This window comes from Cupriavidus sp. IK-TO18, assembly GCF_015549295.1.
Taxonomy (GTDB): Bacteria; Pseudomonadota; Gammaproteobacteria; order Burkholderiales; family Burkholderiaceae; genus Cupriavidus; species Cupriavidus oxalaticus_A.
On the sequence record NZ_JADGMP010000031.1, the window covers coordinates 1 to 22,921 of the forward strand.

At 58.1% G+C, this 22,921-nt stretch carries 18 protein-coding genes and 2 pseudogenes; 10 read left to right on the forward strand and 10 right to left on the reverse strand.

Annotation, left to right across the window (positions count from 1 at the left end):
* The 6 genes from IPF36_RS34820 to IPF36_RS24075 form a co-directional block, all read left to right on the forward strand.
* Positions 1-870: H-NS family nucleoid-associated regulatory protein (locus IPF36_RS34820; protein ID WP_255519887.1), on the forward strand; the 870-nt coding region annotated here is incomplete at its 5' end.
* Positions 871-1,045: 175 nt separating this feature from the next.
* Entirely contained in the window at positions 1,046-1,306 is a 261-nt protein-coding gene (locus IPF36_RS24055; protein ID WP_195430705.1) for an H-NS family nucleoid-associated regulatory protein, read from the forward strand.
* Positions 1,307-1,609: 303 nt separating this feature from the next.
* Positions 1,610-2,491, forward strand: a complete 882-nt coding sequence (locus tag IPF36_RS24060; protein ID WP_195430708.1) for a hypothetical protein — start codon at positions 1,610-1,612, stop codon at positions 2,489-2,491.
* A 190-nt stretch (positions 2,492-2,681) separates the two neighbouring features.
* Entirely contained in the window at positions 2,682-2,930 is a 249-nt protein-coding gene (locus tag IPF36_RS24065; protein ID WP_195430718.1) for an H-NS family nucleoid-associated regulatory protein, read from the forward strand.
* 137 nt (positions 2,931-3,067) lie between these two features.
* Complete coding sequence (locus IPF36_RS24070; protein ID WP_195430721.1) at positions 3,068-3,727, forward strand: hypothetical protein; 660 nt, start codon at positions 3,068-3,070, stop codon at positions 3,725-3,727.
* Between the two features lie 142 nt (positions 3,728-3,869).
* On the forward strand, positions 3,870-4,391 hold the full coding sequence (locus IPF36_RS24075) for a hypothetical protein (protein ID WP_195430725.1): 522 nt from the start codon (positions 3,870-3,872) through the stop codon (positions 4,389-4,391).
* A gap of 257 nt (positions 4,392-4,648) precedes the next feature.
* Here the strand turns inward: IPF36_RS24075 and IPF36_RS35135 are convergent.
* A pseudogene (locus IPF36_RS35135) lies at positions 4,649-4,884 on the reverse strand (DUF4158 domain-containing protein); the annotation flags it as partial.
* 276 nt (positions 4,885-5,160) lie between these two features.
* Here IPF36_RS35135 and IPF36_RS24080 point away from each other — a divergent pair.
* On the forward strand, positions 5,161-6,300 hold the full coding sequence (locus IPF36_RS24080) for a hypothetical protein (protein WP_195430729.1): 1,140 nt from the start codon (positions 5,161-5,163) through the stop codon (positions 6,298-6,300).
* Positions 6,301-6,307: 7 nt separating this feature from the next.
* A complete protein-coding gene (locus IPF36_RS24085; protein ID WP_195430732.1) occupies positions 6,308-8,575 on the forward strand; it encodes a hypothetical protein in 2,268 nt (755 codons plus the stop codon).
* Between the two features lie 584 nt (positions 8,576-9,159).
* On the opposite strand, the gene IPF36_RS24090 is transcribed toward IPF36_RS24085, so the two are convergent.
* A complete protein-coding gene (locus IPF36_RS24090) occupies positions 9,160-9,891 on the reverse strand; it encodes a hypothetical protein (RefSeq protein ID WP_195430735.1) in 732 nt (243 codons plus the stop codon).
* A 476-nt stretch (positions 9,892-10,367) separates the two neighbouring features.
* On the opposite strand from IPF36_RS24090, the pseudogene IPF36_RS24095 reads away from it, so the two are divergent.
* Positions 10,368-10,556 (forward strand): annotated as a pseudogene (locus tag IPF36_RS24095) (H-NS histone family protein); the annotation flags it as partial.
* 55 nt (positions 10,557-10,611) lie between these two features.
* Here the strand turns inward: IPF36_RS24095 and IPF36_RS24100 are convergent.
* The 3 genes from IPF36_RS24100 to IPF36_RS24110 form a co-directional block, all read right to left on the reverse strand.
* Positions 10,612-12,777, reverse strand: coding sequence for an SEC-C metal-binding domain-containing protein (locus IPF36_RS24100; RefSeq protein WP_195430740.1), 2,166 nt, complete (start codon positions 12,775-12,777; stop codon positions 10,612-10,614).
* 30 nt (positions 12,778-12,807) lie between these two features.
* The gene (locus tag IPF36_RS35140; protein ID WP_195430742.1) at positions 12,808-15,195 is read right to left on the reverse strand and encodes a restriction endonuclease; all 2,388 of its coding nucleotides are present in this window, start codon (positions 15,193-15,195) and stop codon (positions 12,808-12,810) included.
* 350 nt (positions 15,196-15,545) lie between these two features.
* A complete protein-coding gene (locus IPF36_RS24110) occupies positions 15,546-15,863 on the reverse strand; it encodes a DUF1294 domain-containing protein (RefSeq protein WP_368671188.1) in 318 nt (105 codons plus the stop codon).
* A 136-nt stretch (positions 15,864-15,999) separates the two neighbouring features.
* Between IPF36_RS24110 and IPF36_RS24115 the strand changes: the two genes are divergently transcribed.
* A complete protein-coding gene (locus IPF36_RS24115; protein WP_195430745.1) occupies positions 16,000-17,313 on the forward strand; it encodes a hypothetical protein in 1,314 nt (437 codons plus the stop codon).
* A gap of 1,241 nt (positions 17,314-18,554) precedes the next feature.
* Here the strand turns inward: IPF36_RS24115 and IPF36_RS24120 are convergent.
* From IPF36_RS24120 to IPF36_RS24140, 5 genes are all read right to left on the reverse strand, one after another.
* Positions 18,555-19,247 (reverse strand): UPF0149 family protein, encoded by a 693-nt coding sequence (locus tag IPF36_RS24120; RefSeq protein WP_195430748.1) that lies wholly within the window; start codon positions 19,245-19,247, stop codon positions 18,555-18,557.
* A 43-nt stretch (positions 19,248-19,290) separates the two neighbouring features.
* Positions 19,291-19,995 (reverse strand): hypothetical protein, encoded by a 705-nt coding sequence (locus IPF36_RS24125; protein ID WP_195430750.1) that lies wholly within the window; start codon positions 19,993-19,995, stop codon positions 19,291-19,293.
* 4 nt (positions 19,996-19,999) lie between these two features.
* A complete protein-coding gene (locus IPF36_RS24130) occupies positions 20,000-20,956 on the reverse strand; it encodes a hydroxymethylglutaryl-CoA lyase (protein ID WP_195430752.1) in 957 nt (318 codons plus the stop codon).
* Positions 20,957-21,024: 68 nt separating this feature from the next.
* The gene (locus IPF36_RS24135) at positions 21,025-21,816 is read right to left on the reverse strand and encodes an enoyl-CoA hydratase/isomerase family protein (RefSeq protein WP_195430755.1); all 792 of its coding nucleotides are present in this window, start codon (positions 21,814-21,816) and stop codon (positions 21,025-21,027) included.
* Positions 21,817-21,925: 109 nt separating this feature from the next.
* Positions 21,926-22,903, reverse strand: a complete 978-nt coding sequence (locus tag IPF36_RS24140) for a tripartite tricarboxylate transporter substrate binding protein (RefSeq protein ID WP_195430757.1) — start codon at positions 22,901-22,903, stop codon at positions 21,926-21,928.
* Between the last annotated feature and the right edge of the window lie 18 nt (positions 22,904-22,921).

Consider the following 22,921-nt stretch of genomic DNA (forward strand, 5'->3'; position numbering starts at 1 on the left):
AAGCCGAAAGCGCTCACCGAAACTGCCGCCCCGGAAGCTGCGCCGGAAGAGACGCGGGCTCGGAAGCGCGGTCGGAAGCCGAAAGCGCTCACCGAAACCGCCGCTCCGAAAGCTGCGCGGGAAGAGACGCGGGCCCCGAAGCGCGGTCGGAAGCCGAAAGCGCTCGCCGAAACTGCCGCTGCGGAAGCTGCGCCGGAAGAGACGCGGGCCCCGAAGCGCGGTCGGAAGCCGAACGCGCTCACCAAAACTGCCGCTGCGGAAGCTGCGCCGGAAGAGACGCGGGCCCCGAGGCGCGGTCGGAAGCCGAACGCGCTCACCGAAACTGCCGCTGCGGAAGCAGCGCCGGAAGAGACGCGGGCCCCGAAGCGCGGTCGGAAGCCGAAAATCCTAGCTGAAGTTGCCGCTCCGGAAGTCACGACTCAAGAGACCCCAACCCGGAAGCGCGGGCCGAAGCAGATAACACTGCCTGGAGTGGAGGCTGCCCCGGAAGCACCGACTCAGAAGACGCAAACCCGGAAGCCGCGACAGGAGCAAAAAGCGCCTACCGCAACCCAAAGCCCGTCCCAATCCTCACTGCTCGCCCAACTGGCATCTGTCAATGCGCAACTTGAGCAGTTGCGAGCCACGGAAGTGCCAATGGTCGTGGAGGAGATTCAGCAGTTGATGCAAGAGTACGACCTCAGCATTGAGGACATTGCGGGCAAGCCCGGTGTTGAGCCCGCTGCCCGCGCTGTTCGGACCAAGACGAAGGCCGCGCCGCCTCCGAGGTACCGCAACCCCAAGACGGGCCAGACCTGGTCAGGGCGCGGTCGGGCTCCCGCGTGGATTGGCAAGAAGCCCGAGCGTTTCCTAATCGATCTCTTGTACTGAACGACAGGTTGGCGGGCGCGGCCGGTCCGCCCCTATTCTGACTAGCAAACTCACCAGGCCGGAAGTTCGGCGGCCATTGCGTAGGAAGCCCAAGGGGAAGAGCCGGGCAACGAGCCGGGGGCGGCGGCGCTGCCTAACAATCAGGACGAAGGCAACGACAGCAGTGACGGCAGCGATGACAGCAAAAACTGAGCGGGCGGACGCGATCCGCTGGATCCAGACGCAGATGGACGACTACGGGCTGACCATGGAGGAACTGGAGGCGACCGGGTGCTTCGATCCGCCGCCTCCTCCGCCACCAGCACCCGCGCCACCGCCAGTGGTCTACTACCGCAACGCCGCAGGGCAGAGTTGGGACGGGCAGGGCGACATGCCCGACTGGCTGCGGCGGGCGGTCAATGCGGGGCAGTCGGTGGAGTTTTTCCGGGTTGGATAGCACCGTAGACTATCTGGCTTCAATAGGGGGCATCGTCCTTTTCATGAAAAAAATGGCGGTACCAGGCCGCAGACCAGCCCGGAGCAAGGCTTTGCGGCGCAATGCATCACGCGCTGCCGGAGTATTATTAACCTATTGATTGATAAGCTCTTTCCGCTGCATACCGCCAGAAAATGCACGGAAAGTACGATGACCCCAGCAAGCGCTCTGCATGGCCGCTCCCTGCAATAATCTGTAATGTCAATGAACTCCGATAGCCTTGAGCCGTCTGACGATCCATCGCGGAGTCCCGCAGTTCAGACTATGCAACTGCCTCAGTACCGAGACTCGGCTTTCGCGATGGAGCTATTTCTTGATGCCATTCACGATCAGGATCAACCGCTTCAGCGTTCGACCAATGTACCTGGCTCAGTGAAATGGGCAGACGGTTCTGAGATCGCTGCTGAGAAACTTTCTTACTTCCAAGACCAAAAAGGGCAACTCGAGCACGAGTTCTTGGTCGAGCTGAGCGATCGCATCGGCGAGGCAAAGGCCTTCGAGTTTTGCCACACAGTCGCTGTCGACTGGTTCTCTGGCGCAAAGGGCCGACGCGGTCCCCGAGTGAGTGGACTAAAGGCTGCGGTCCGCGAATACGTTGTGGCACTAATCAAACCATCCGAACTCAAGGACGTCGTGATCCTCGACCAGCAGGACCTACCTGCAGCGATGCTCAGCGCGCTAGACGTTGCTCGGATTCTCCAACTAAATCACGAGTTGCTTTACAAACATCTCGAGGCCTGGAAGGCTGTGCATCCGAATGCAGACTGCCTTTCTTCGGATGACATCTTTCTTCGCCGTGGACTCGGCCTCGACCAAGCGTTCGAGGAACATGACGTTTATCGTGAATTGGACTTCATCAACTCTTACTCATTAGCGTTTTCATCGCCAGAGAAGTTTGCGCAGATGCAGAAGAACAAGGTCGCAGCGATTGTCAATGGTGATCTGGCGCTGTTCGACCACCGCGTGCTCTTCTTTTCTCCGTTCGTTCCCGGCATGATGGTGGGGCAACTTGAATTAGGCATCATCCCTGCTTTAAAGGCGCTTCCGTTGAAGAGCCAAGGCGAGCATGCCGGTATTCAGGAGTACCTGCTCGATCCGAGACCCTTCGATCATTGGGAGGCTGCTGGGGGCTTGGATTTCGAGTGATTGCAATTGTGGCTTCTGGTTGTAAGTGTCAACTTTCGGTCCGTGAAAGCCTACCGTCGACCTTAACGCCCCGGCCGAGCTGGACGAACCGCAAGACGACAAGCAGGGCGCGCCAGCCGCAGGCCTTGAACCCGGAAGACGGCAGCGACAGCAGTGACGACAGCAACGACAGCACCAATGACAGAAATCAATGAGCGGGCGGCGGATCCGCTGGATCCAGGCGGAGATGGCCGACTACGGGCTGACCATGGAGGAACTGGCCGCGGCGGGGTGCTTCGATCCGCCACCGCCGCCACCGGCTCCGGCTCCGGCTCCGGCGCCAGTGGTGTGCTACCGCAACGCCGCGGGGCAGAGTTGGGACGGGCAGGGCGAGATGCCGGACTGGCTGCGGCGGGCGGTCAATGCGGGGCAGTCGGTTGAGTTTTTCCGGGTCGGATAGACGAAGCTCGGTGGTTGCTGCAAGCGTGAAATTTTCCTTTTAATCATAGGCTTGCGGCGGATATGGCGGATTTTTTGGGAATCCCGGGCGTCCCTCAATTCTGGGCTGTTCGGTTCAAATAGCCAGCACTAATGCACATGGATCCTTTAGTAACGTCGATTGCTTCGCGGGCTGTCGGACCTGTCAAGGCTGCGGTCCTGTACTTTTGGCGGCAGTGGTTTCCTCGGCGTCTCGGGTATCAGATGGCCCCCAAAAATATCCTTGAACTTATTGGGCCATATGTTCACCGGCGCAAAGTGATCGAGTTATTGGGGCACCCACATGAATATGAGAGCGGCCGGGCGGCATATCGTTTTGCAAACGCTCTTCTTCAGATCAACTACGATGGTGCTTCTGTAGCGAATGTTGTCTTGGTGTCGCTACGCATGGCATGGCCGAATCGCTTCGAGATTTTCCCGTTCGATTTTCGTCTGGGGGCATCGACTTTCTCGGATGTGTGCGAGTTGCAACCAAACGGGAATCTCGAAATGAAGGTGGACTCAAGCACAAAGTTTTACACGCTGTGGAAAGAGGAGTATTTCGGCCATTCTGGTCGCTATCACTCGTACTACTTTGCGCTCCTATCTGCCGCCGTTTTCCCGGGCGTAGAGATGCCGCCTGCTGATTACGATAGGTGCGACACAGAACCCTGGGATCAGGCAATCCTTCGCAATCCCGGTCGAGCGAAGTTCAATGCTGTGATGATTTCGAAAGACAATGATGAACTCTTCGCCTTCGATTTCACGATGTTCAACTAGAGTGCGCCTGCATCGTTGCGCGTTCCACAACAGGCGCGGCGGCAGACGCGCCCAACACCAGGGGTGCCGGCCGGCGCAAGTTGAGGCAGCGCAGCAGCCGTGTTGCGGTGGCATATCTCAGGATTCAACAACGGAGGCGAAAGTGTTCGGCATTTCTCAGGAGGTTTGGTTTCCGGTCCTTACGCTCATTCTCGGCGCGCTGCTAAAGGGGGCGGGGGATTGGGCAACGGACAGTCGCAAGGACAAGCGCGAAGCCGGCGCACGGAACGCTGAGCGCCGTATCAAGCGAAACGAATTGCAGCGCGCCACGTTGCTGGAACTGCAGGAGATGGCAGCCAGGCTGGGACGTTTTGCAGGCAGAGCACACCACGAGGACGCGATGGCCGTAAGGCGGGGCGGTACGTGGGGGAAGAGCCTGCTCGGGAACGAGGTTAGCGAGGGCCTTCGCAGCGCTAGCGCAGACGTGATAAAGCTTTCCGTGCGCGTGCGTGATGGCGATATACGGGAGCTAGCGTCACGGTTTGTCGGGCAGTGCGCCGCTGCTTCGATGGCTAAGTCCGAATCTGAGTCCGAGCGTAAGCTGAATGAAGCCATCGACACAGACAATGTGCTGAACGAACGCATCGGTAAAGTACTGCGCGCGTTAGACGATGACGAGACGTGACACGCATTGCGTATAGCTTCAATCCGCCACCGCCTCCCCCCCCAGTTGTCTGCTACCGCAACGCCGCGGGGCAGAGTTGCAGGCTTTCAACGATGTCACCTCTGAGTCTTCCTCTAATCTGGGGTGAGAAGGAAAAATATTTCAATAACTCAACGACTTACGCGTGCCACGCGTGTTGTTTCTTCCTGTGCCGTAAGTCATTGATGGCATTGAAACTTCCGGATCTCAGCGTATCATTCTGCGCCCAAAGCACGATCACCCCAGGAGGCCTGGATGCCAAGGAACTCTCGCACGGCCGTGTAGTGTCGGAACAAGGTCGGCGACACCTTTCTACTTCAGGAGCACCAGCAGACCAAGTCGCGATTCTTGTCCGCGTGTGGACCGGGGTCGCCCAGTCCAACTCGTCCGCGCTTGGTGTGTAGCAGGCCCGCAATTCCTTGAGGGAAAAGACCTTTGGGAAACGCGGGTAGGCGGTACGCTCGACGGTGGCCATACAGGATCTCGACAATCGCTGAAAGGCCGGCCAGCCTAGCTGGGGAGGTGACAGTTCCGTGCTTATTTCCACAAGTAATCAACGTTTCCATCTATATAACCAGAGGGCTTATGATAGCGGTTTGGGCGTATCTTGGTCAGGGGCGCTCCCCGGAAGTCCATGATCTATGCTTCCGCGTTCGTTTGCCTACCCAGTTAGCGGTCGATGAACCAGCTACAGTCGGCTATGATCCCGAACCCATGGAATTGTTAGCGTTGAACTCCCCGGAGTAACTGCATGCCTACCCAAGTCACGCTGCATGATCGCATTGCCGCCGAAAATGTATTGCAATGGCCAGACGCGGGCGAAACTCCCCTTAGCCTTGTAATAGGCAAAACCGCGGAATTCGAAGCTGGCGCGGAAGGGTTGGCCTTGGGGTACCTCAGTGCGGCCATCAAGAGATGCTCTTCGTTACACATTCATTGCGAATTCGCTTTTCCTCGGGATGACAACGACTTCTGTGGAACGCTCCTGTCCACGATGTTCGGCTATGCACTCTTACGAGCATGTGCGACCGCAGTGTTTCGCGACAGCCCTGAGATCGGCGCGACTGAGCTTCGGAAGTTTGCAGGCCGCAGCTACGATGCGAAGCGCGGCGTAATTGGACTTGGAGACCGCGTCGGGATCTTGGCATTTGATCCCAAACGCTCTATTCCTCGCGTATTTGATACCCACTCGAACGTCATTGCTACCGACTTACCTTTGCCTTCGCAGTTCGCTTCCGGATTGCACAGAATCTTGTCAGGCATGGGCTTGGGGCGCATTGCTAGCCAAAGCACTCTTCCAACACTGACGGATTTCATATACGAGACCTTTGCGAACACGCTACAGCACGGACGCCCACACGACGCTCGTGTGGCAAGGCATAGCACACGAGGCATCTCGGTTACCAAGATTGTCTTTAACGCTGCCCAGTTAGGCAGACGAGACATTTCTGTAGAGATGCGGGAATTTCTAACACGCATCGCGGAGATGGAAAAGACCGACAAAGACCGACTGTTGGCTTGCATATCCGTTATGGACATGGGAGAAGGCATTCAGAACACACTCCCTGCCGAGTCCGCTGAGGAGCGTCCTGAAGATCGGTTGCGCAGGGCGTTTCAGTTGAGGCAGACCCGCAAGAGCGTGAGTTCCGTCGAGAAAGGGATGGGCTTGCTTAAGGTCGTGGAAGCGGCTTTTCGCCTACGGACGCGCCTTCAGGTTACTTCTGCTGGCTATCGGCTTGTCAAAGACTTTTCGCTCGGAGAAGACAAGATGCCGACAATGGATGGCGCCGTTCTCTCCACGCTACCTCAGCAATTCATAGCAGGAACTTGTGTAGACTTGTTTGTTCCTGTGCTCTTTACCGACGTCGATCAGCGCGTACTCGCTCTTTAAGGCGGCCATGACAGATACCCGCTGGACGTTTATTCGCGGCGAAGTTGAGTCCATCGCCGATATCGACGCTGCTCTTTCTTCCACTACGCTTGATCATGCAAGGACAGGGGCATACGTCGCTCGTGTTGCCTTGCCTCTGTTCCGAAATTTGCTGACGGCGATTGGGACCTTCAATCAAGCGGTTATTGCCGAGACAGTAGAGACTGACTCCGACCGGCTGAAACACGCTTTGGCGGATGTTTCGAAGCGCTTGAAAGGTGGACGCTTGGCGATCCTGCCCCGCTTGCCTCAGTTGAACGAGATCGTCGCGGATGCGTCTCCTGAAGACATGCTAAAGACTCCATTGATAGTGACCGTCGACGGAAACGGTGGCCCGGCCCTCGCTGTGATGATGCCGGAGGAGCTTACCGATATCCGCAGCCAGGAACTGGCAGACATCGTAAATGTGCATCGAAGCCGAGCAGTGCTGGCGGTAGACGGCGGCCATTTTGAACTGCCATCAAGGGCGCACACGTCTCATTTCTTCCGCCTTGCCGAGTGCCTTGCAAGTACTGACGATCTGGACAAGCTCGTATATTGGGTCGCTCGAGACATCTGCGGACAGCACGCCATTGGTACCACGTCAAACCAGACTTTTGGCTTAGTTGTGCTCGTTGACAATCCCAGCACACTTGTTCTTGCGCTTCGTCTTAGTCACGTCTTCCCAAAACTGGCGATGACTTATGACTGCGTGCGCGCATACCCCGAGAATCCAGACAGTTCGGCAGATCTTCGTCATTGGTTGCAGCCACGCCTTACGGCCGACTCTCGGATTCACTTCATTGTCAGCGTGTCATCTACCGGCGGGCTCATCGAGACGTTGCGGAAAGTCGCCGAGTCGCTCGATGTGCCTGTAGGCACCTCAGTGCTGTACGCAACCACACCAGACCCAGCGCCCAAAGCATTTTGCGCATTACAGATCGATGACTATTGGCACAAGAGCTCGTCTGAAAATTGCGAGGCTTGCCAGCAGGGCAACAGTCCTGTATTCCGCATCGATCGCGCTCGATACTTCCTTGCGGCGAGAAATGTCGACACGCGAGCATTGCCTCCCCCACTTTTCGAGGCGCAGCGTACCTTCATCGAGTCTTACGGCCATATTGACGGGGTTTTGCGTACACACGTCAATGATACGAGCTGGCAAAGCGGGAAACATCGCGCATTTAGCATCAACGTGGAGAAATTGCTCGAGATTCCTGAGTTTCGTGAGGAACTCCTCGGTAAGATCCGAGGTATGGACCCCGCCCCTGACCTCATTATCACCCCTATGCATCCAGGCGCGGCAGCAATCGGACGACTGCTCGCACTCGAACTGCCGATTCCCGTAATCTCTCACGGGTCGTTGCGCCTCAATCTTGCCATCGAGACGGATCGCAGTCTTGCGGACGCAATTTCGCGGTCCCAATCCATATTGATAGTCGATGACATGGCGTATGGCCCCGAAAGGATGCAAACATACGTCAAAGCCATTCGTGGATCGAACGACCACTTCGTGGCGCCGAGGCTAATCACTCTCATGCCACTGCTTGTTCTTCCGGCCAAAGAAAGCGAGATGGACACAGCTATTCGAGGTATCGCCTCTGATCACGATGAGAGGGCATTCCGTGTTGATTGGCTTTATCGATTTGCACTCCCCGACTCCGGCGAGCGCGCTTGCCCGTGGTGCCGAGAAGCCCGCAACATTTCTCAGCTTCCCTTGGAGTTTGACGAGGAAGAGCAAGGTGGGACGGACGAGCGAGGCGCGCTTTTGGGGCAGATGGAGATTGGCCTAGTCCGCACGGAATGGGTATGTCTCGATCAAGGCCAGTCCGCCCCCATTTTTGGAAATGACTCGCCCTTGCTGGTCGCCGGCGCCGCGCCTATCCAATTGCTCTTCCATTGTGCGAGTGCCGTGCAACAAGCACGAACGCGGAAACCTCCTTACATAAATCCCGATGGATTCCCAAAGTCTCTTGTGCTGGGTGCAAGGGTAATTCGAGACTTCCAAAATGAAACTCTTTTTGTGATCTGCCTGTTAAGGTGTCTCACCAGTTCCGAGATAGATGATGAAACAAAGACCTACGTTCGAAAGTTGATTGAAGACATAGGCAATGCCGGTGCTGATTCACCCGACCTATGGGCGTTGAGGGAACTGTTGCTCGCTCAGATGCGAGGCTTGGCGCGCCGCATAGCGGATGAAGCTGCGCGAAGCAGCATCTATCACCGCGCGGGTTTCGCGGCTTTCCTGGTAGGCTGAGGTCTTGTATTAAGTCATGTGGGGGGGTAGGGCATCAAGCATTGGATTCCCGATTGGATGGGAACGTCAAGGCCGGTAGCCGACTGGTCCCGACCCGAACTTGCGGCGGAATCCGCCAGTTGGAGCGGACGACGTGCCCATGGCGTCATGTCGAGGCTGCATCACAGCCAAGAAGGCGAAGTCCATGGCAATCGTTACCGTCGGAATTGATCGTCTTGCCATTCAGGGCGTCGACGAGGTCGGCAAGACTGTGCTAATGGGGCGGTTGTTGCTTTGCCTGATCCGCATGTAAACACTGGACGCTGGTGTTTCGCCAGCACGGAGACACCGACAAGCTTAATGTCGCCAAAATTGATTGCGGCATTACGGGATGTTCAGAACCTAGCTAGACTAGGGCGCCAGGTAGAGCTAGCTGCGCCCCAGCTTGGGGCCATCCTGAGCGCCGTAGTCTATCCTGCCTGGGCTAGTGCTAGGTCCTGGAAAGCAAAAGATCTTGCCGCCGGACTGGGCACTATCCGAAGACTACCGAAAGCATAATCTTTTTGTCCGTAAGGAACTCATCGCAAGAATATTTGCGCTCTTAGTTACATAACGGACATCTCGTCAATGGCCCCTTCGCTTGGACCATATCGTTCCTTGTACGCGGCTATCAATGCCGAGGTCACGCAAGAATTCACGTGCGTGACAAACGTTCGCACATCATCAATTGTCGCCGTAACGAGCGCCGTGGGCAGGCCCACCTCCGCCCCGTCCTTGTCCTTCCCATTTCGATGAACAATGTCATGCCGAGTCAGCACTGCCTTCATAAGGCGTTTCCGAAGTTCTGGATCGGGAAGTATTTCGACACCGTTGAGGACGACCTTGTACAAGTTTCCGATCTTAGCGAGGTTGTGATAGATCAGCGAAGCCAGATGCGTCTGGGTCCGTTGCATCACCACAAAAGGGTTTCCACTGATTTCGCTAAGTGAAACGCTAATCTTACTCAATTCGTTGTCGCCCTTGAGTAAGCGATCCAGAAAGACATTGTCCTTTCTGACAGTATTTACAAGGGTGTCGCTCAAGAACGCTTCCATCGCACCAATGGCGCTCGCATATACCATGCGATTTATAACGTCCGCAGAATGCGGAAGCGTGCCGCGACCTCCGACCCCATACTCGGCAATGATGTCACCTAAACGACGGAAAGCATCCTCAAACACATTGAAGGGATTTTGCGGAACGTCATCGTTGAGCCAATACTCATCCTCAGGTGAGGAGGCTGGCCAAGGGGCGTCATCTGCCTCCACTTCAACGTCAGGATGCTTAGTCAGCTGCACAGCGCAATGCGATGGAGAATTCTGAACGTGCGCCTCGAATGTTGCTTTGCAATGCACACACTCGAGCTCAATGTAGTCCTCTGATAAAGAGTCGCTCAGCCTATCATAGGAATAGTCAACCGCCGGTACTTCAGCGTCGACACTTACGGGTGCGCTGCATTCTGGACATTGGAACCGGATATTTGTTGTGACCTCGTGGCTCATTTTCACTACTATTTGGTTTGCCGAGTTGATGACTTTACCAGAATGAAGAGCGCGAGCGCGCGAATTAAACTGGCCTGCGATCAAGATACGCCCTTATGCGCTGTAGAGCATAAGGGCGTATCTTGGTCAGGGCCGATTACGGCTGGCGCAGCGTGAGCGGGACGGCGGCCCGGCGCCTTCAGCAAGCGACACATCACGCGAACCGCCAGCCGAAGAACATGGGGCGAGCGCCCCGAGCCCGGAAGATGGCAGCGACACCAGCGACAGCCACGATGACAGCAAACACTGAGCGGGCGGCGGCAATCCGCTGGATCCCGGCCGAGATGGCCGACTACTGGCTGACCATGGAGGAGCTGGAAGCGGCGGGGTGCTTCGATCCGCCGCGCTCTCCGCCACCGCCGCCACTCGCACCAGCGCCCTTGGTCTGCTATCGCAACGCCGCGGGGCAGAGTTGGGACGGGTAGGGGCGACATGCGGAATCTCCAATCGTGGCTTGGCACATACTTCAGCAGCCTGCTAGTCGATGCAGCACTTCTTATACTTCTCACCACTGCCACAGGGGCAAGGGTCATTACGACCGACTTTTGCCACCCGTTTGCGGCCAGACATGACAGCAGAGATCGCCTGGTCGATCGGCAACGGTGCGAGCATGTCTTTCGTGTCTTCCGCCATATCGGGATCATCGGCCCAAGGATAGGTCAGCGAGACTCCGAATCTCACATCAGGCCCGTTTGACGCCATACAAAGGCCGAACCATCTTTCGGCATGTTGCTTAAACTTACGACGCCGGCAGTAGAAATCCAAACGCGGTCCGGCGATGTGCGCCGGCTCATCGGTGCAGTGAAATGTAATTCCGGCGCCGTCCGTGTATGCGAAGGTAACATCGTGCGTCTTTCCGTCGGCGCGAGTGCGCGCAGCCAGTCTGTCCACAACCCGACTCATTTGGGTTACGGCCTTCTCGCTCATTGCGAGCAAGAAAAAACCAAGATCGATCGTCGCTGCTTCTGGCCGGGCTTCGATCTCTCGGACAATCTTTCCGAAAATTGTCTTTTGAAAGCGTGTTAGAACCCCATCGGGTGTCGCCGCTCCCGTGACACCCGCCCGTCGGACCGCCATTGCTACATCGAGTCCAGCAGAAAAATCATCCCCAAGGTGCATGAGACCCACGTCAGCATCTACCCACAAATTCTTCGTTAAATGATAACTGAGAATCGTTAGCTCCTGCGATGCCATAACTTGCTCGGCGTAGTTCGCTCTGCGATTAATATAGCTGAGGAACTGCAACGGGGACTGCAGCATCTCTGTCATCGCATCCAAGGCAAACACGTCCAACACTAGGGGCGCCTGCACTCGGTCGATGACTTCGGTTTTCAGGAACTGCCGAGCTTGAAAGCTGAGAGCTTGGTAATGGTCGCTAACTACACAGAGTAGATAGACCTCCTTGATATCGCGGGGCAACTCGACATCACGCCCATCTGCCATAACAAATCTGTATCTCTTGTCAAAGAGGCATCTAGCACAAGTAGCACCTTGCTCATACGCGGCCTGCACTGCTTTCTTGAAATCGTCGCGAATAACCTGATCGTTTCCCTTTCTTGCTTCCAAAGTGAGCCGCTTGGATTTCGCTTGTACAATGATGGCTCGATCTCCCCAAACGACTAGCACATCAACATCCGACACTCGGGTCGACTTTTTCGCGAAAATATCGACATTCGAGTAGACATGCTCCGGCCCGAAAACTAGGCCCAGGCGCTCGGCGACGAAGTTTTCCGTGAAATCACCTCGGTTCTTTGTCAACGTCGGCAAGTAGGCTTTGTCTTGCGCCATCCAGTAGAAGGGGGCGTCATAGATGGCTTCGGCTAATGTGTATGCCTGGAGCGACAGATATTCCCCCGTCGGCATGCGCAATAGCGGTGTGGCTGCAAGAATATTAAAATCGTGCAGTTCATTGAACCCGGGGTTGCGCTCCAAAGGTGACGCAGTGAAAGCATCCAGGACTCGCTCTACTAGATCAAACTCAAGGTTGGTCTTTGCCGCCACTTCCTCGACAGTGCACGCGAAGACAGGAAGCATGGTCCACTCGTCAGGGCGTTGCTTCTTAAGTCGCTCCCGTATGGCATACATTCGGTCGGCATGGACTGCTTCCATTGCTTTCGATATACGCGCAGCCTGTTCCATTGTGAACCCGCGATTTTCTAACAGCCATTTCGCGTCCGGTGCGTACTTTCTGGTCGCCAAGTCGAGGTACTGGAAGTTATAGGCCGCCTCGCCGCTGTAGAAGATCGGCTCTCGTAAGACGGCTCCTCGATCAAATGGATCGAACGAGCCGCTTTGCAACGTCTCGGGCGTAATTCCTGAGAAGAACTCGCGAGTCAGGCAATCGTGCAACTCGCTCAACAGGCGTTCACTCTCTTCTACGTATGATTGCAGCGTCGCTGGCTTTGGCAGAGTCCAAGTGATTTCTGCTTTGATCATCAAGCCAAGCAGTGTGTTGATCTCGGGGCGGATCAGTCGCGTGGGCGAGTACATGGTCTTCAAATCGTCCGCCTTCATCTCCCCCGAGTAGAAGATGACATTGTCCCGGAAGCATAGGTGTGCCACAGCATAGATATAGCCTGGACGTTGGCAAAGTGCAGTCAAGTCTGCGAAGACTTCTGCCTCGGTACGCAAGGATTTATTCATGGTTATTCTAATAGCGCATTCGCTCGAACTTTAGTCTGTGATCAGCTTAGTGAAGCGCTGCCCGTCGATCAGCTCATAGCCGAGCGCAACGGCCGCTTCTACTGCACCAGGCGTAAAGCTGCTAGTGGTGATGAGGATACCTTTCGCGGTGGTACTCGATCCATTGCCGGTGAGTTGGATGGCGCCAGCAAGTTCGCGCACCACGTCCGGCCCGACCTTGCGATGCGCCGCCCAGCACTTACACTGCACCACGCAGGGACTGCCATCGGCATCCACCGCGTAAAGGTCCACGCCGCCGTCACCGTCGCGGTTGGCCGCCTGATGAATGACCTTCATGCCGCGCTTCTCGAGCGCCACCAGGCAGTCTTTCTCGAAGTCGAACCACGCAGGCCGGCTGCCTGACGGGGCGGCTGCAATCTCGGTGAAGATCATCCGCGATGCCGAACGGCTACGGTAGATGTGCACACGCGCGGCATCCGCGACACCACCGCGATCATGACCGCGCACGAACGTAAAGCCCTCGGGTACGTTGATGCCATATCGCTTGGCAAGGAACAGTTGCTCAGTGGTCGGGTTGTCCGACTTGCGAAAGTGCGCCACCACGTGATGCTTCACCCGGCCCTTTGCCTGGCCTTCGCCAGTAATCTGCGCAAATCCCTCGGTGGTCAGCCGATCGTAGCGAACGCGCGGGAGGTAGATGAGAGTCCGAACGTCGCGTCCTCGAATTCGCTTGCGGAAGTTGCGCGCCGAGAATACCGCTGTGCGATCCTCGACCACCACGAAATCCCGAACCACCGCCGCGGCGATCAGCTTCAGGGTCATTTCCGCGTGTTCGTTCGTAAGAGGATCGCCTGCGCCCAGCATGCTGAACACCTGTTTAGTGTTGATGGTCGGCTCGCTCCCTGTAAGCCCGATCGAGGTCAGATAGTAGCGGTCCTCCGGATCCAGAAAGTGACAGGCGAACTCGCCGTCTTTCTCGAAGATTCGCATGGCTACGAAGGGTCCAAAGGAGATTTCGACCCGGGCGCCCCACGGAATCGACCACTGGCGGGCCGCCTGGGCTTCAACCAGTAAGCGGGAGATGGTGGCTTCGGCTTCGTCAACCGTTCCGTCGAGCTTTACCGTTTGGAGTGCCTCGCAAATACCTCGGAGAGGGGCGGGAAAATCATGCGGCGCGAGCCGGGGACCGGAGTCGAGCAACTCCCCAATGTCAAGTCCGCTTCGCCAATACTCGCGGATGTCATCCAGGGGCGCGGTCAGCTCGATAGGCTCGCTACGCAGGCGGAGTCCGTGTCCGACGTTCTCGAGCCATGGACGGCGCGCGCCCCAGTCAGTCACGCGCTCGTCGAGCAGCACCGCTTCTATCGTGTGCGATGCGGCGTAGACGAGCTGGTAGTCTTCGGATTCATTCAGGAGGAAAATGAGCCGAGACACGACGAGGTACATTGCCGGCGCGTCGTTCAATATCTCGTAGCACGCATCGTATGCCGCCTTCGCGCACGGGTTCGGCCCAGCCATGGCGGTGAGCCAGCGGCGCACTGCCGGTGCGCTTTCGAGAATTCCCGTGATCTCCGCTTTATGGAGTTTGGGCAACCAGGTGCCATCTGCGCCAATAACCGGCGCAATGCCATCCAGAGTCTGACGTTCAAAGATGGTCTGGATCATGCCGGCCGCGCGTCCACGGATGTGGTGGTGCTGGTGGGCCCACGCTCCCCGTGCGCGGTCTCTCGCCTGCAGGCAGTTATCCCAAGGACGCCTGCCATAGGCGAGTTCGACCCAGGCGTCAGAAGGTGCTGGCCATAAAGGGATAGGCTCAGTGCCTTCGGGATAGCGATCGCGTCGCAGGATGTCGAAGCGTTCGCCAAGCTTCGAGCATGGAATGCCCGGCACTTCAAACGTCCAAAGGTAGTCCCAGGCTGTCGTGTCCGGCTTCTGGTGGTCGGATCCAGAGTAGAGATGAGCCTCCATCCAGCCGGAGTGAGACCCATCCAGGCTGGCTACGGTAAGGTAGAAACGCCCCTCGCGGCGCAGGGCGGCGACAACGGGCGACGTGGCATTGTCAATCCAACGGCCGTAGGGGCGTTCATGTCCCTTGGCCACAACGGTCATCATCAAGGCTGCCGCGGGCGTCCCGTTCCAGCGCCACGCCGCCAAGGTACATTCGCGCTCGCGACGAATCTGCGCCGGCAGGGCACGGTCATGAGCTACGAGCACTATGCACGCGACGCCGAGGTCGTTGACCCATGACGGTCCGAAAGTGCGTTCGCCAACTGACGCGGCCTTGAATTCCTTGAGGCGACTCAGAAGGATTTCCTCCGAAACAGGGGCGACGACCATGGGGGTGCCGTGAGCCATGGGCGTGGCGGAGGATTTCCTTTCCCGTGACGGTGCGGCTAGGGTGAATTGCTGAGTGTTCACGGCGCGCTCGTTGTTGGTATAGGACCCGGCGATTCTGCCAGACAGATCGATTCACGCAAGGGTTTGACGGCCCACCTCGCCGATCGGGCTCGACGCCAGCGCGCTCTAGGGCTTGTTCGGGCTGGCAGCGGGGGAGGGCATGGCCGTCGCTATCCCGGCGGGCGACAGCAAAGCCAGCGCGTTACGAGGCACACCCTCCGCATGGATATCTTTAAGTCTATCTCACCAACTCGAACCTGATTTGCCATGCCCGCGGCGGGCAGGCGAACAAGCATGTCCAACCCAATATTGAACATAACGCCCGATCTAGCTCTCTTCGCTGCCCCAGACGGACTTCGGCTGTCCCTTCCTCACGCCGCCATGACGGATTGCCAAAGCACCATGGCGCCAACGTTCACGCTGACCGTGCCCCAGAACACCTGAAACGCCCGTTTCCGGTTCTTGTGTCGGAGCAGGTGCTGGGCGGCAAGCGCGCCCGGCCAGCCGCCGCAGAGCGCGAGGAGGTGCAGGGTGGTCTCAGGCGTGCGCCACGTATTTCGGCTGGCCCGCGTCTTGTCGTCGGCATAAGCGAAGAACGTGGTGAGGCTGACAATGCCGGCCTGGCGCGGGAAATAACCCACCAGGGCGCCGCCGGCGATGAGCCCCAAGGCCGCCAGACCGGCGATCACCGGCCAAGAGCTCGCGTCGGACCGCCCGTAGCTACGCCTTTTTGCAGTGTTGTATGAACGCACTTGGCTACCCGCCTCAAAGAACTCCTTGGTACATTAAGCGCGCATTTTAAAACATGAATAAGAAGGGAGAATCATGACGGGTATGTTGAAGTATCAACGAATCGGCGCGGCAGTTTCGGTGGCACTTGCGTTGACGGCCATGCCAGCAGCTCATGCTCAGGTCGCCGCGGCAGTGGGAGGCCTTACAACGAGCGCCACCATTTCGCAGATTTTCAGTGGGCTGGATGATCTCATCGTTTCCGCTCAGGACGCCGGCGACTACCTATCCATGCGCGCCGCCATTGAAGCGAAGGGTGTCATTGAAACCTGGAAGGAGGCGAACAAAGAGCTGTTGGACAAGGCATTCTCGGACCTTAGCGAGACCCAGAGGCAGACCTTCAATAATGCCCGACAACTGACGGAGCGGGCCAACCAAGACATCGCGAACCGCCTGGAAGCGACCCAGTTGCTGGTCAATCAGGCTAACCAACTGGTCGAGAGCATTCCGTTCAGCACCAGTACGTATGTCACTCGATATTCCCCGCGTGTAAAGCCGGCGCAAATCAAAAATGCAGTGACCTTGCGAGTCAACGGCGTTAACCTGGACAAGGGAGACCCGGTTCTGACGCTTAATCAGGGGCCCGCAGCCCGCATGGTGGTGGGGCCGATGGAGGTTCTGTACACCGTTCCTGTCACTGCGTTGCAGGGGGAAGCGGACAAGCTGGCTATTGTGCCACTGAAACTTACCTATTCCGCGCCCAAGGAAGGATTCTGGAATCAACTCTCCGGCACGCGAGAGACAGTCGAGCGAGAGCTGCCAATCGTCACCTTACCCTCCAATTTGGGGCACTTCTCCTATGTGGTGGAAACCGAGGGCCAACAGAAGGTGGTCGAGGAATGGACTTCTCAAAAGCAGAAATTTAAAGGTAAGAACAAGGACGTCAAGAAAGTCGTCAAGCCCAAGGCTGGCTGGCGCTGGGATTGGGAGCAGGGTGTCAATGCGTTCAAACAGGCTGGCGCAGGCGGTGAGGCTGGCAAATGCAATGGGATTAGCGAGAGCGAGTCCACTGCGGATGGAATTGTTCACTCAGCCCACCTCGACGAAATCAAACAGGGTAATCCGCTGAATATCAAGTATGGCCCGGGTTGGCAAAACTGCGTCGTAAAGGGGCCGATCTATCAGATGGTAACCGTCAAGGCTAAGCTGCCTGCGCAGGCCGGCGCGCTAAACTGGACGGAAGACCTGCGATTGCCCATTCCTCAGAACTTCAAGTCGGTCCAGTTGGAGGTCACGACTTTCGACGGCCGCAAGCGCATCTTCACTGACTCAGGCGCCGACAAGTTCTTTGATGTCATCCGCGGCGGCAGCGAGCTTATCATCCGCCCACGGCAGCCTGCGGACCTGTAAGTAGCAAGGAGGGGCGAATTCCCTCCTTGGGGTGAACTGTTCGAGTTCCTGTGCAGTTCGCGTCTGTGTGGTGGCGGCCCGCTGTCCGGCAACGGCACTCTCCACCCGGGCACTGGCACCGCAGTGCGAGTATGGCGTTGAGCCGGAAGTAACCCAGCCGGGAGTTGCTCATGCTTTGTGGCTCACTAGCTAGGACCTACTAGGTCACCGGCGCTGCCCAGAATGGCCGGCTTGTCGCCTGCGCATGCGAAGTTGCGCCGCAGAAATGGATGATTGTCGGGAAAGTGTCGGCTGTGTACGAGGTGCGGTCGTTCGCGAGCTGTGGCGAGCGCCAGAAGGTGACCGACGGCTACTGCTGCGCTCTCTCAGACTCGAAAGCGCGTGGACAGGATTACCGGCGTTGCCAGGACATAGCAATAAGGTACGATAACGCGCAGTTATCTGCGGAGGCGCCGCTGGAATCCAAGGGGAGGGGATGAAGGCGAGTGACAGCGGTGAATGAAAGTCTCCATAAATAGTTTCACGATCTCGAAATAACACCTGCTGTCTCTAGACGACCCATCTTCGTGGCATGTTCTGAAGCAATCGCTAATCCTTGAGGGGACGCCATAGGGTGAGCGAGCAATACCTGAGCGTTTTGCGGCCAAGGTACGGTTTCCTCCACTCTCCTTGAAAACCTCCTTTATCTTGGCAACGGTCATACCTGAAAGCGTGGTGTCAGGCGCCTTTGGAGTGTCGGCTGGTTGGCCGTTGGGATCGTGACCACAATCGAGAAGCGCCGCAAGCTGCCTTGCCGGCAGGGCAGCACCTCTTTCGAGGCAGGCCAGAGCAATTCAGCAGTCTTCAGTGTGTTGCATCGACCAATTGAATCCGCAGCCGGCTACCGCCATTGCGCTTACGCTATCTCTCTGACGAGTGACAAGTCGCGGCGCGCAGGCGGGGGATGCACCCAGAGGCGATGGCATCGCCGGGATGGAGGAGAAAAGGACGATAACGTTGTGCTTATCGCGGGGTGCTGGCTGCGCTGCACGAACGTCTACAGCACCGGCAAAGATCGGCTGAGGAGAACGTGTGGCCACGTCCCCATTGCCAGGGTCCTGATTTCGACAAGGCTCTCTCAGCTTCCGCAGGGCGGCCTCGGCTGCTGGCGTGGCAGGCGGCAGCAGCTTTCCAAGTACGTCGCGGAGTTTCACTTGAGGACAGTCCCGCAGTAACTATCTACTAGTATCGCTTGTCGTTGGTCAATGCAATGTGCGAGTCAAACCTAGACAGCAAAGCTCGCGGTCACGACCGCTGCCGCAAGGACACGGCACATAAAACCTTTCGCTTTGCAGCAGGGAGGTGGAGACCGGACTGGCCAGCGCTTTTCGATACGGCTCGAAATAGCGGTAGATCAGCGGGACGGAATGGATCATTAGTCCTAGCAGCTCTTCGCGCTTTTCCGGAGGAATGCGTGGAGGTCGCATCCCTGGATCCGGGTCGTGTTCATAATGGAGGATCATGATCGCGGCAATCAGGCCGCAGTGATCCTCGTCATTAAACAGGCGATTCCAGCTTTCCAGGGATATTTGTACGCCCTGAATGAACCCATGTGCCCAGTCATTGCCACGCGCCCCACCGTGATCACGATCGAGCAGTATTGGCAGATACGCGTTGGGAGAATTAAGCCCGCTTTGTAAACGCATTGCGATCGCATTCCAGTGACGCATCAGTAGCCTGAGGATGGCCGTGGCCAACTCGTCGGTGTAAGCCGAATACTTGTTCCCCCACACTTCCGGCAAGTAATCGCTCGGCGTCACCTTGTCCGGGCCGCAGATCAACGCGGTGAAGTAGCCGTCGAGCATTTCCAGATTCATGGCGCCTATGGCATCGAGACCTGTGGCAAGCTGGGAAAGTTCTTCAAGCGTGGGCGGTTGGCTGAATATCTGGCTCATCGAATCGGACTTTACGGTATCGTGCGATCCCTGGATGCGGACGCTACTGGAGCGGATGATGCCAAGGGATGACGTTGTTATTCATTCGGATCAATGCTGTCAAGGTAGCAAGCGTGACGCCGAAGGATTCATAGACGGCCTCTTCAAGTAGATACTGGTAGTGGAAACCATAAGCTGCGGCGAGCCGATTGTTGACTTTCGGCAGCTGGGGAAGGTCGACAAGAAACTTGGAAAGGCGGCTTGACCGGACCGTATCTCGCATGCACTCCCCTTCGGCAAACAGCTGACGTGACAGCTCGCTTGTGGACAGGTGAAGCAGCGCTGCACACTCATGCCTCGTCCAGTTCCGACCTGGCTGGAGGAAGACGCAACGGGCAAGCGCGTGAGTCATTGGTTTCCTTGCCTGGCGCGAGAAATTTTCCATGTCCTCGGGCTGAACCTGGACCTGTACGCTGGCGTTTGCCGAGAGATGCAAGTCGAATCGGGTGAGCGATGGTATGGTCGTACGTCGGCCAGGCCGCAGTGTCCTTGAGGCCGAGCGGTCGTTGCACCACGCTGTTTGCCGCTCCAGGTCGACTGAGACCGCATAGGGAAAGGAAAGCTGGCGCAAGACGACTTCCCGATGCGTGTAGGCAGAGATCACCAGGTAGTGATTGGGGACGCCGGCGGCCATGCTGCTCACCGCATCATCCTGGCGACTGCAGGCATTGCCTGGCAGACCCAAGCCCGCATGATCAAGCCAGTTCATGGCTTCAGCCGGTGTTGTCGCACAAGTTCGCGCGCTTGGCCAGCAAGGCGTTGCCGACACGCGATGCCCCTTGCCGTCCCAATGCCCCCGATATGAATGCTCCCGCGTCTACGACATCGTCGAGGTTGACGCCGGTTTCGATACCCAGACCGTGCAAGAGAAAGAGCAAGTCCTCGGTGGCGACGTTGCCTGTGGCGCCGGCGGCATACGGGCAGCCACCAAGCCCAGCGACGGAGGAATGGAACGTACTGACGCCGACCTCCAGACTGGCGAGAATGTTTGCCAGTGCCTGGCCATAAGTGTCATGGAAATGGCCCGCGAGGCCATCCAACCGGAATGCGCTGGCAGCGGCGTCCATGACTTCCTGGACTCGCCCCGCCGTACCCACGCCGATGGTGTCGGCAATGTCAATTTCATCACAGCCCAGATCCGCGAAGCGAGCCACAACGTCCCGGACGGCGTCGATGCTAACCTCGCCCTGGTATGGGCAACCCAATGCGCAAGAGACACTCGCACGCAGTCGTAGGCCGGCTGCCTTCGCCGCGCTGGCCACAGGCTCAAAGCGCTGGGTGGACTCCGCAATCGAACAGTTGATGTTCCGGTGCGAAAAGGCCTCACTGGCAGCGCCAAAAATGACGACTTCATCGGCCCCGGCGCGCATCGCGGCTTCGAAGCCCTTCATGTTTGGCGTGAGCGCGGAGTAAGTTGTGCCGCGTACGCGATTGATGCTCTGCATGACCTCGTGCCCGTCTGCCATTTGGGGAACCCATTTTGGCGAGACGAAGGACGCGCTTTCAATCGCGGTCAGTCCGCTACGTCCAAGGCGGTTGATGAGATCAACCTTGATGCTGGCCGGTACATACTGACGTTCATTCTGCAGGCCATCCCGCGGACCGACCTCGACGACTTTGACGCGCGTGGGAAGGCCTTCTGGGAGGCGTGGGGAAGGGGGGCGTTGCATGGATACGCTCCGTGGTTGAGGCAGTGGTCCGCCAGACGGCGGTTGCGCTTGCCGATCCGGGCAATGATTCAGGCGAGTGCAAGCCAGGATGGTTTGCGCTTTTCGAGGAAGGCGCGCACACCTTCGCGTCCCTCTGGGCTGGAGCGGACCGTGGCGATCATGTCCGCGGTTTCGTTGATGAGATTGAGGCTAACCGGGCGGCCCGAGATGTTCTGGACCAGACGCTTGCTTTCGCGCACCGCGGCGGGGCTGTTAGTAGCCAGCATCGTGGCGATCTCGGCAACCTTCGCTTCCAGCGCATCAGGTGCGACGACTTCGTGCACGAAACCGAGCCGCAGCGCATGCAGCGCATCGAACCGTTCGGCGGTGACGAAGTAGCGGCGCGCCGCCTGCTCGCCCATGGCACGGACCACGTACGGCCCGATGGTGGCGGGTATCAGGCCGATGCGCGCTTCAGATAGGCAGAAGTTTGCGTGATTCGCCGCAACAGCGATGTCGCAGGCGGCGACCAGCCCCATGCCGCCCGCGTACGTGTCACCTTGGACCGCGGCGATCACCGGCTTCTGGCAACTCCAGATGGCATGGAGCATTCGCGCAAGCTGCCTGGCATCGTCGAAGTTCTCTTCGCGCGAGTAGCTTGCCATCTGCTTCATCCAGTTCAGGTCGGCGCCCGCGCAGAACGCGGTGCCATTGGCTGCCAGGACAACGACGCGAATGTCCTCGGCTTCCGACAGGGCGTTGAACGCGCTGGTCAGCTCGGCGATCAGGATATCGTTGAAGGCGTTGCGGACATCGGGACGATTCAAGGTGACGCGTGCGAGATGGCCTTCGCGGGCGAGGGAGAGTGTCGTATAGCTCATCGTAATTTCGAGGGCACGGCGGAGCGTCAGGGCTGAGTTCCGTGACAGGCAAAACTCAGCCATCGATCGCTCTAGGCAGGACTAGGGGTCAGTGCAATGGCTGGTCCGCTCAATTCGCGCGGATCTTGGCCTGCTCCACCAGCTTGCCGAAGCGCACGTATTCGCTGCGCATCTGCTGCATGGTGGCATCGCCGTCCAGATAGCTGGCTTGCACCCCCAGATTGGCGAACTGGCGCTTGACTTCCGGATCATTCATCAACTTGCGCAACGCGTTGCTCAGCACGGTGCGCGCGGCTGGCGGCGTGGCGGCCGGCGCGAACAGGCCCACCCAGGCAGTCACGTCGGCCGACGGATAGCCCGCTTCAGTGATACCGGGCACCTGCGGCAGGTCGGGCAGGCGGCTTGACGACGTGACAGCTAGCGCGCGCACCTGGCCCGACTTCACGCGCTGCACCGAGCCAATGGCGGTGTCGAAGGCAAACGTCACTTCGCCGGACAGCAGCGCCTGCACGCACTGTGCACCGCTCTTGTAGGGCACTTCGACGATGTCAGTGCCGGAGGCGACCTTGATCGCCTCGCCGGACAGCTGTGCGGTGCTGCCGACGCCGAACGATGCGTAGCTGATCTTGCTGGGCGACTTGCGCGCGGCCTGCACCACATCGGCCACCGTCTTGTACGGCGACTGCGGGGCGACGAGGATCAGGTTCGGAAACGACGCCAGCGTTCCGATTGCGGCGAAGCTGCGCAGCGGGTCGTACTGCACGTTTGACATCACCTGCGGGCTGATGGTGAAAGCCGCATTGGAGCCGAGGAACAGGGTATAGCCGTCAGGCTCAGCCCGCGCCACGGAGGCGGCGCCGATGGTGGTGCCGCCGCCGGGACGGTTTTCCACCACCACCGGCTGGCCCAGTGCGGCGTGCAGCTTCGGTCCAAGCATGCGCGCCATCAGGTCGATGGTGCCGCCAGCGGCGTAGGGCACTACCAGCCGGATCGGCCGGCTCGGGTAGTCCGCGGCAAGGGCTGAGCCGGCGGCGCCGGCGAAAGTGGCTGCAACAAGGGCAGTGGCGAGCGTCTTTATGGGTTGCATGATTGTCTCCTTTCAATG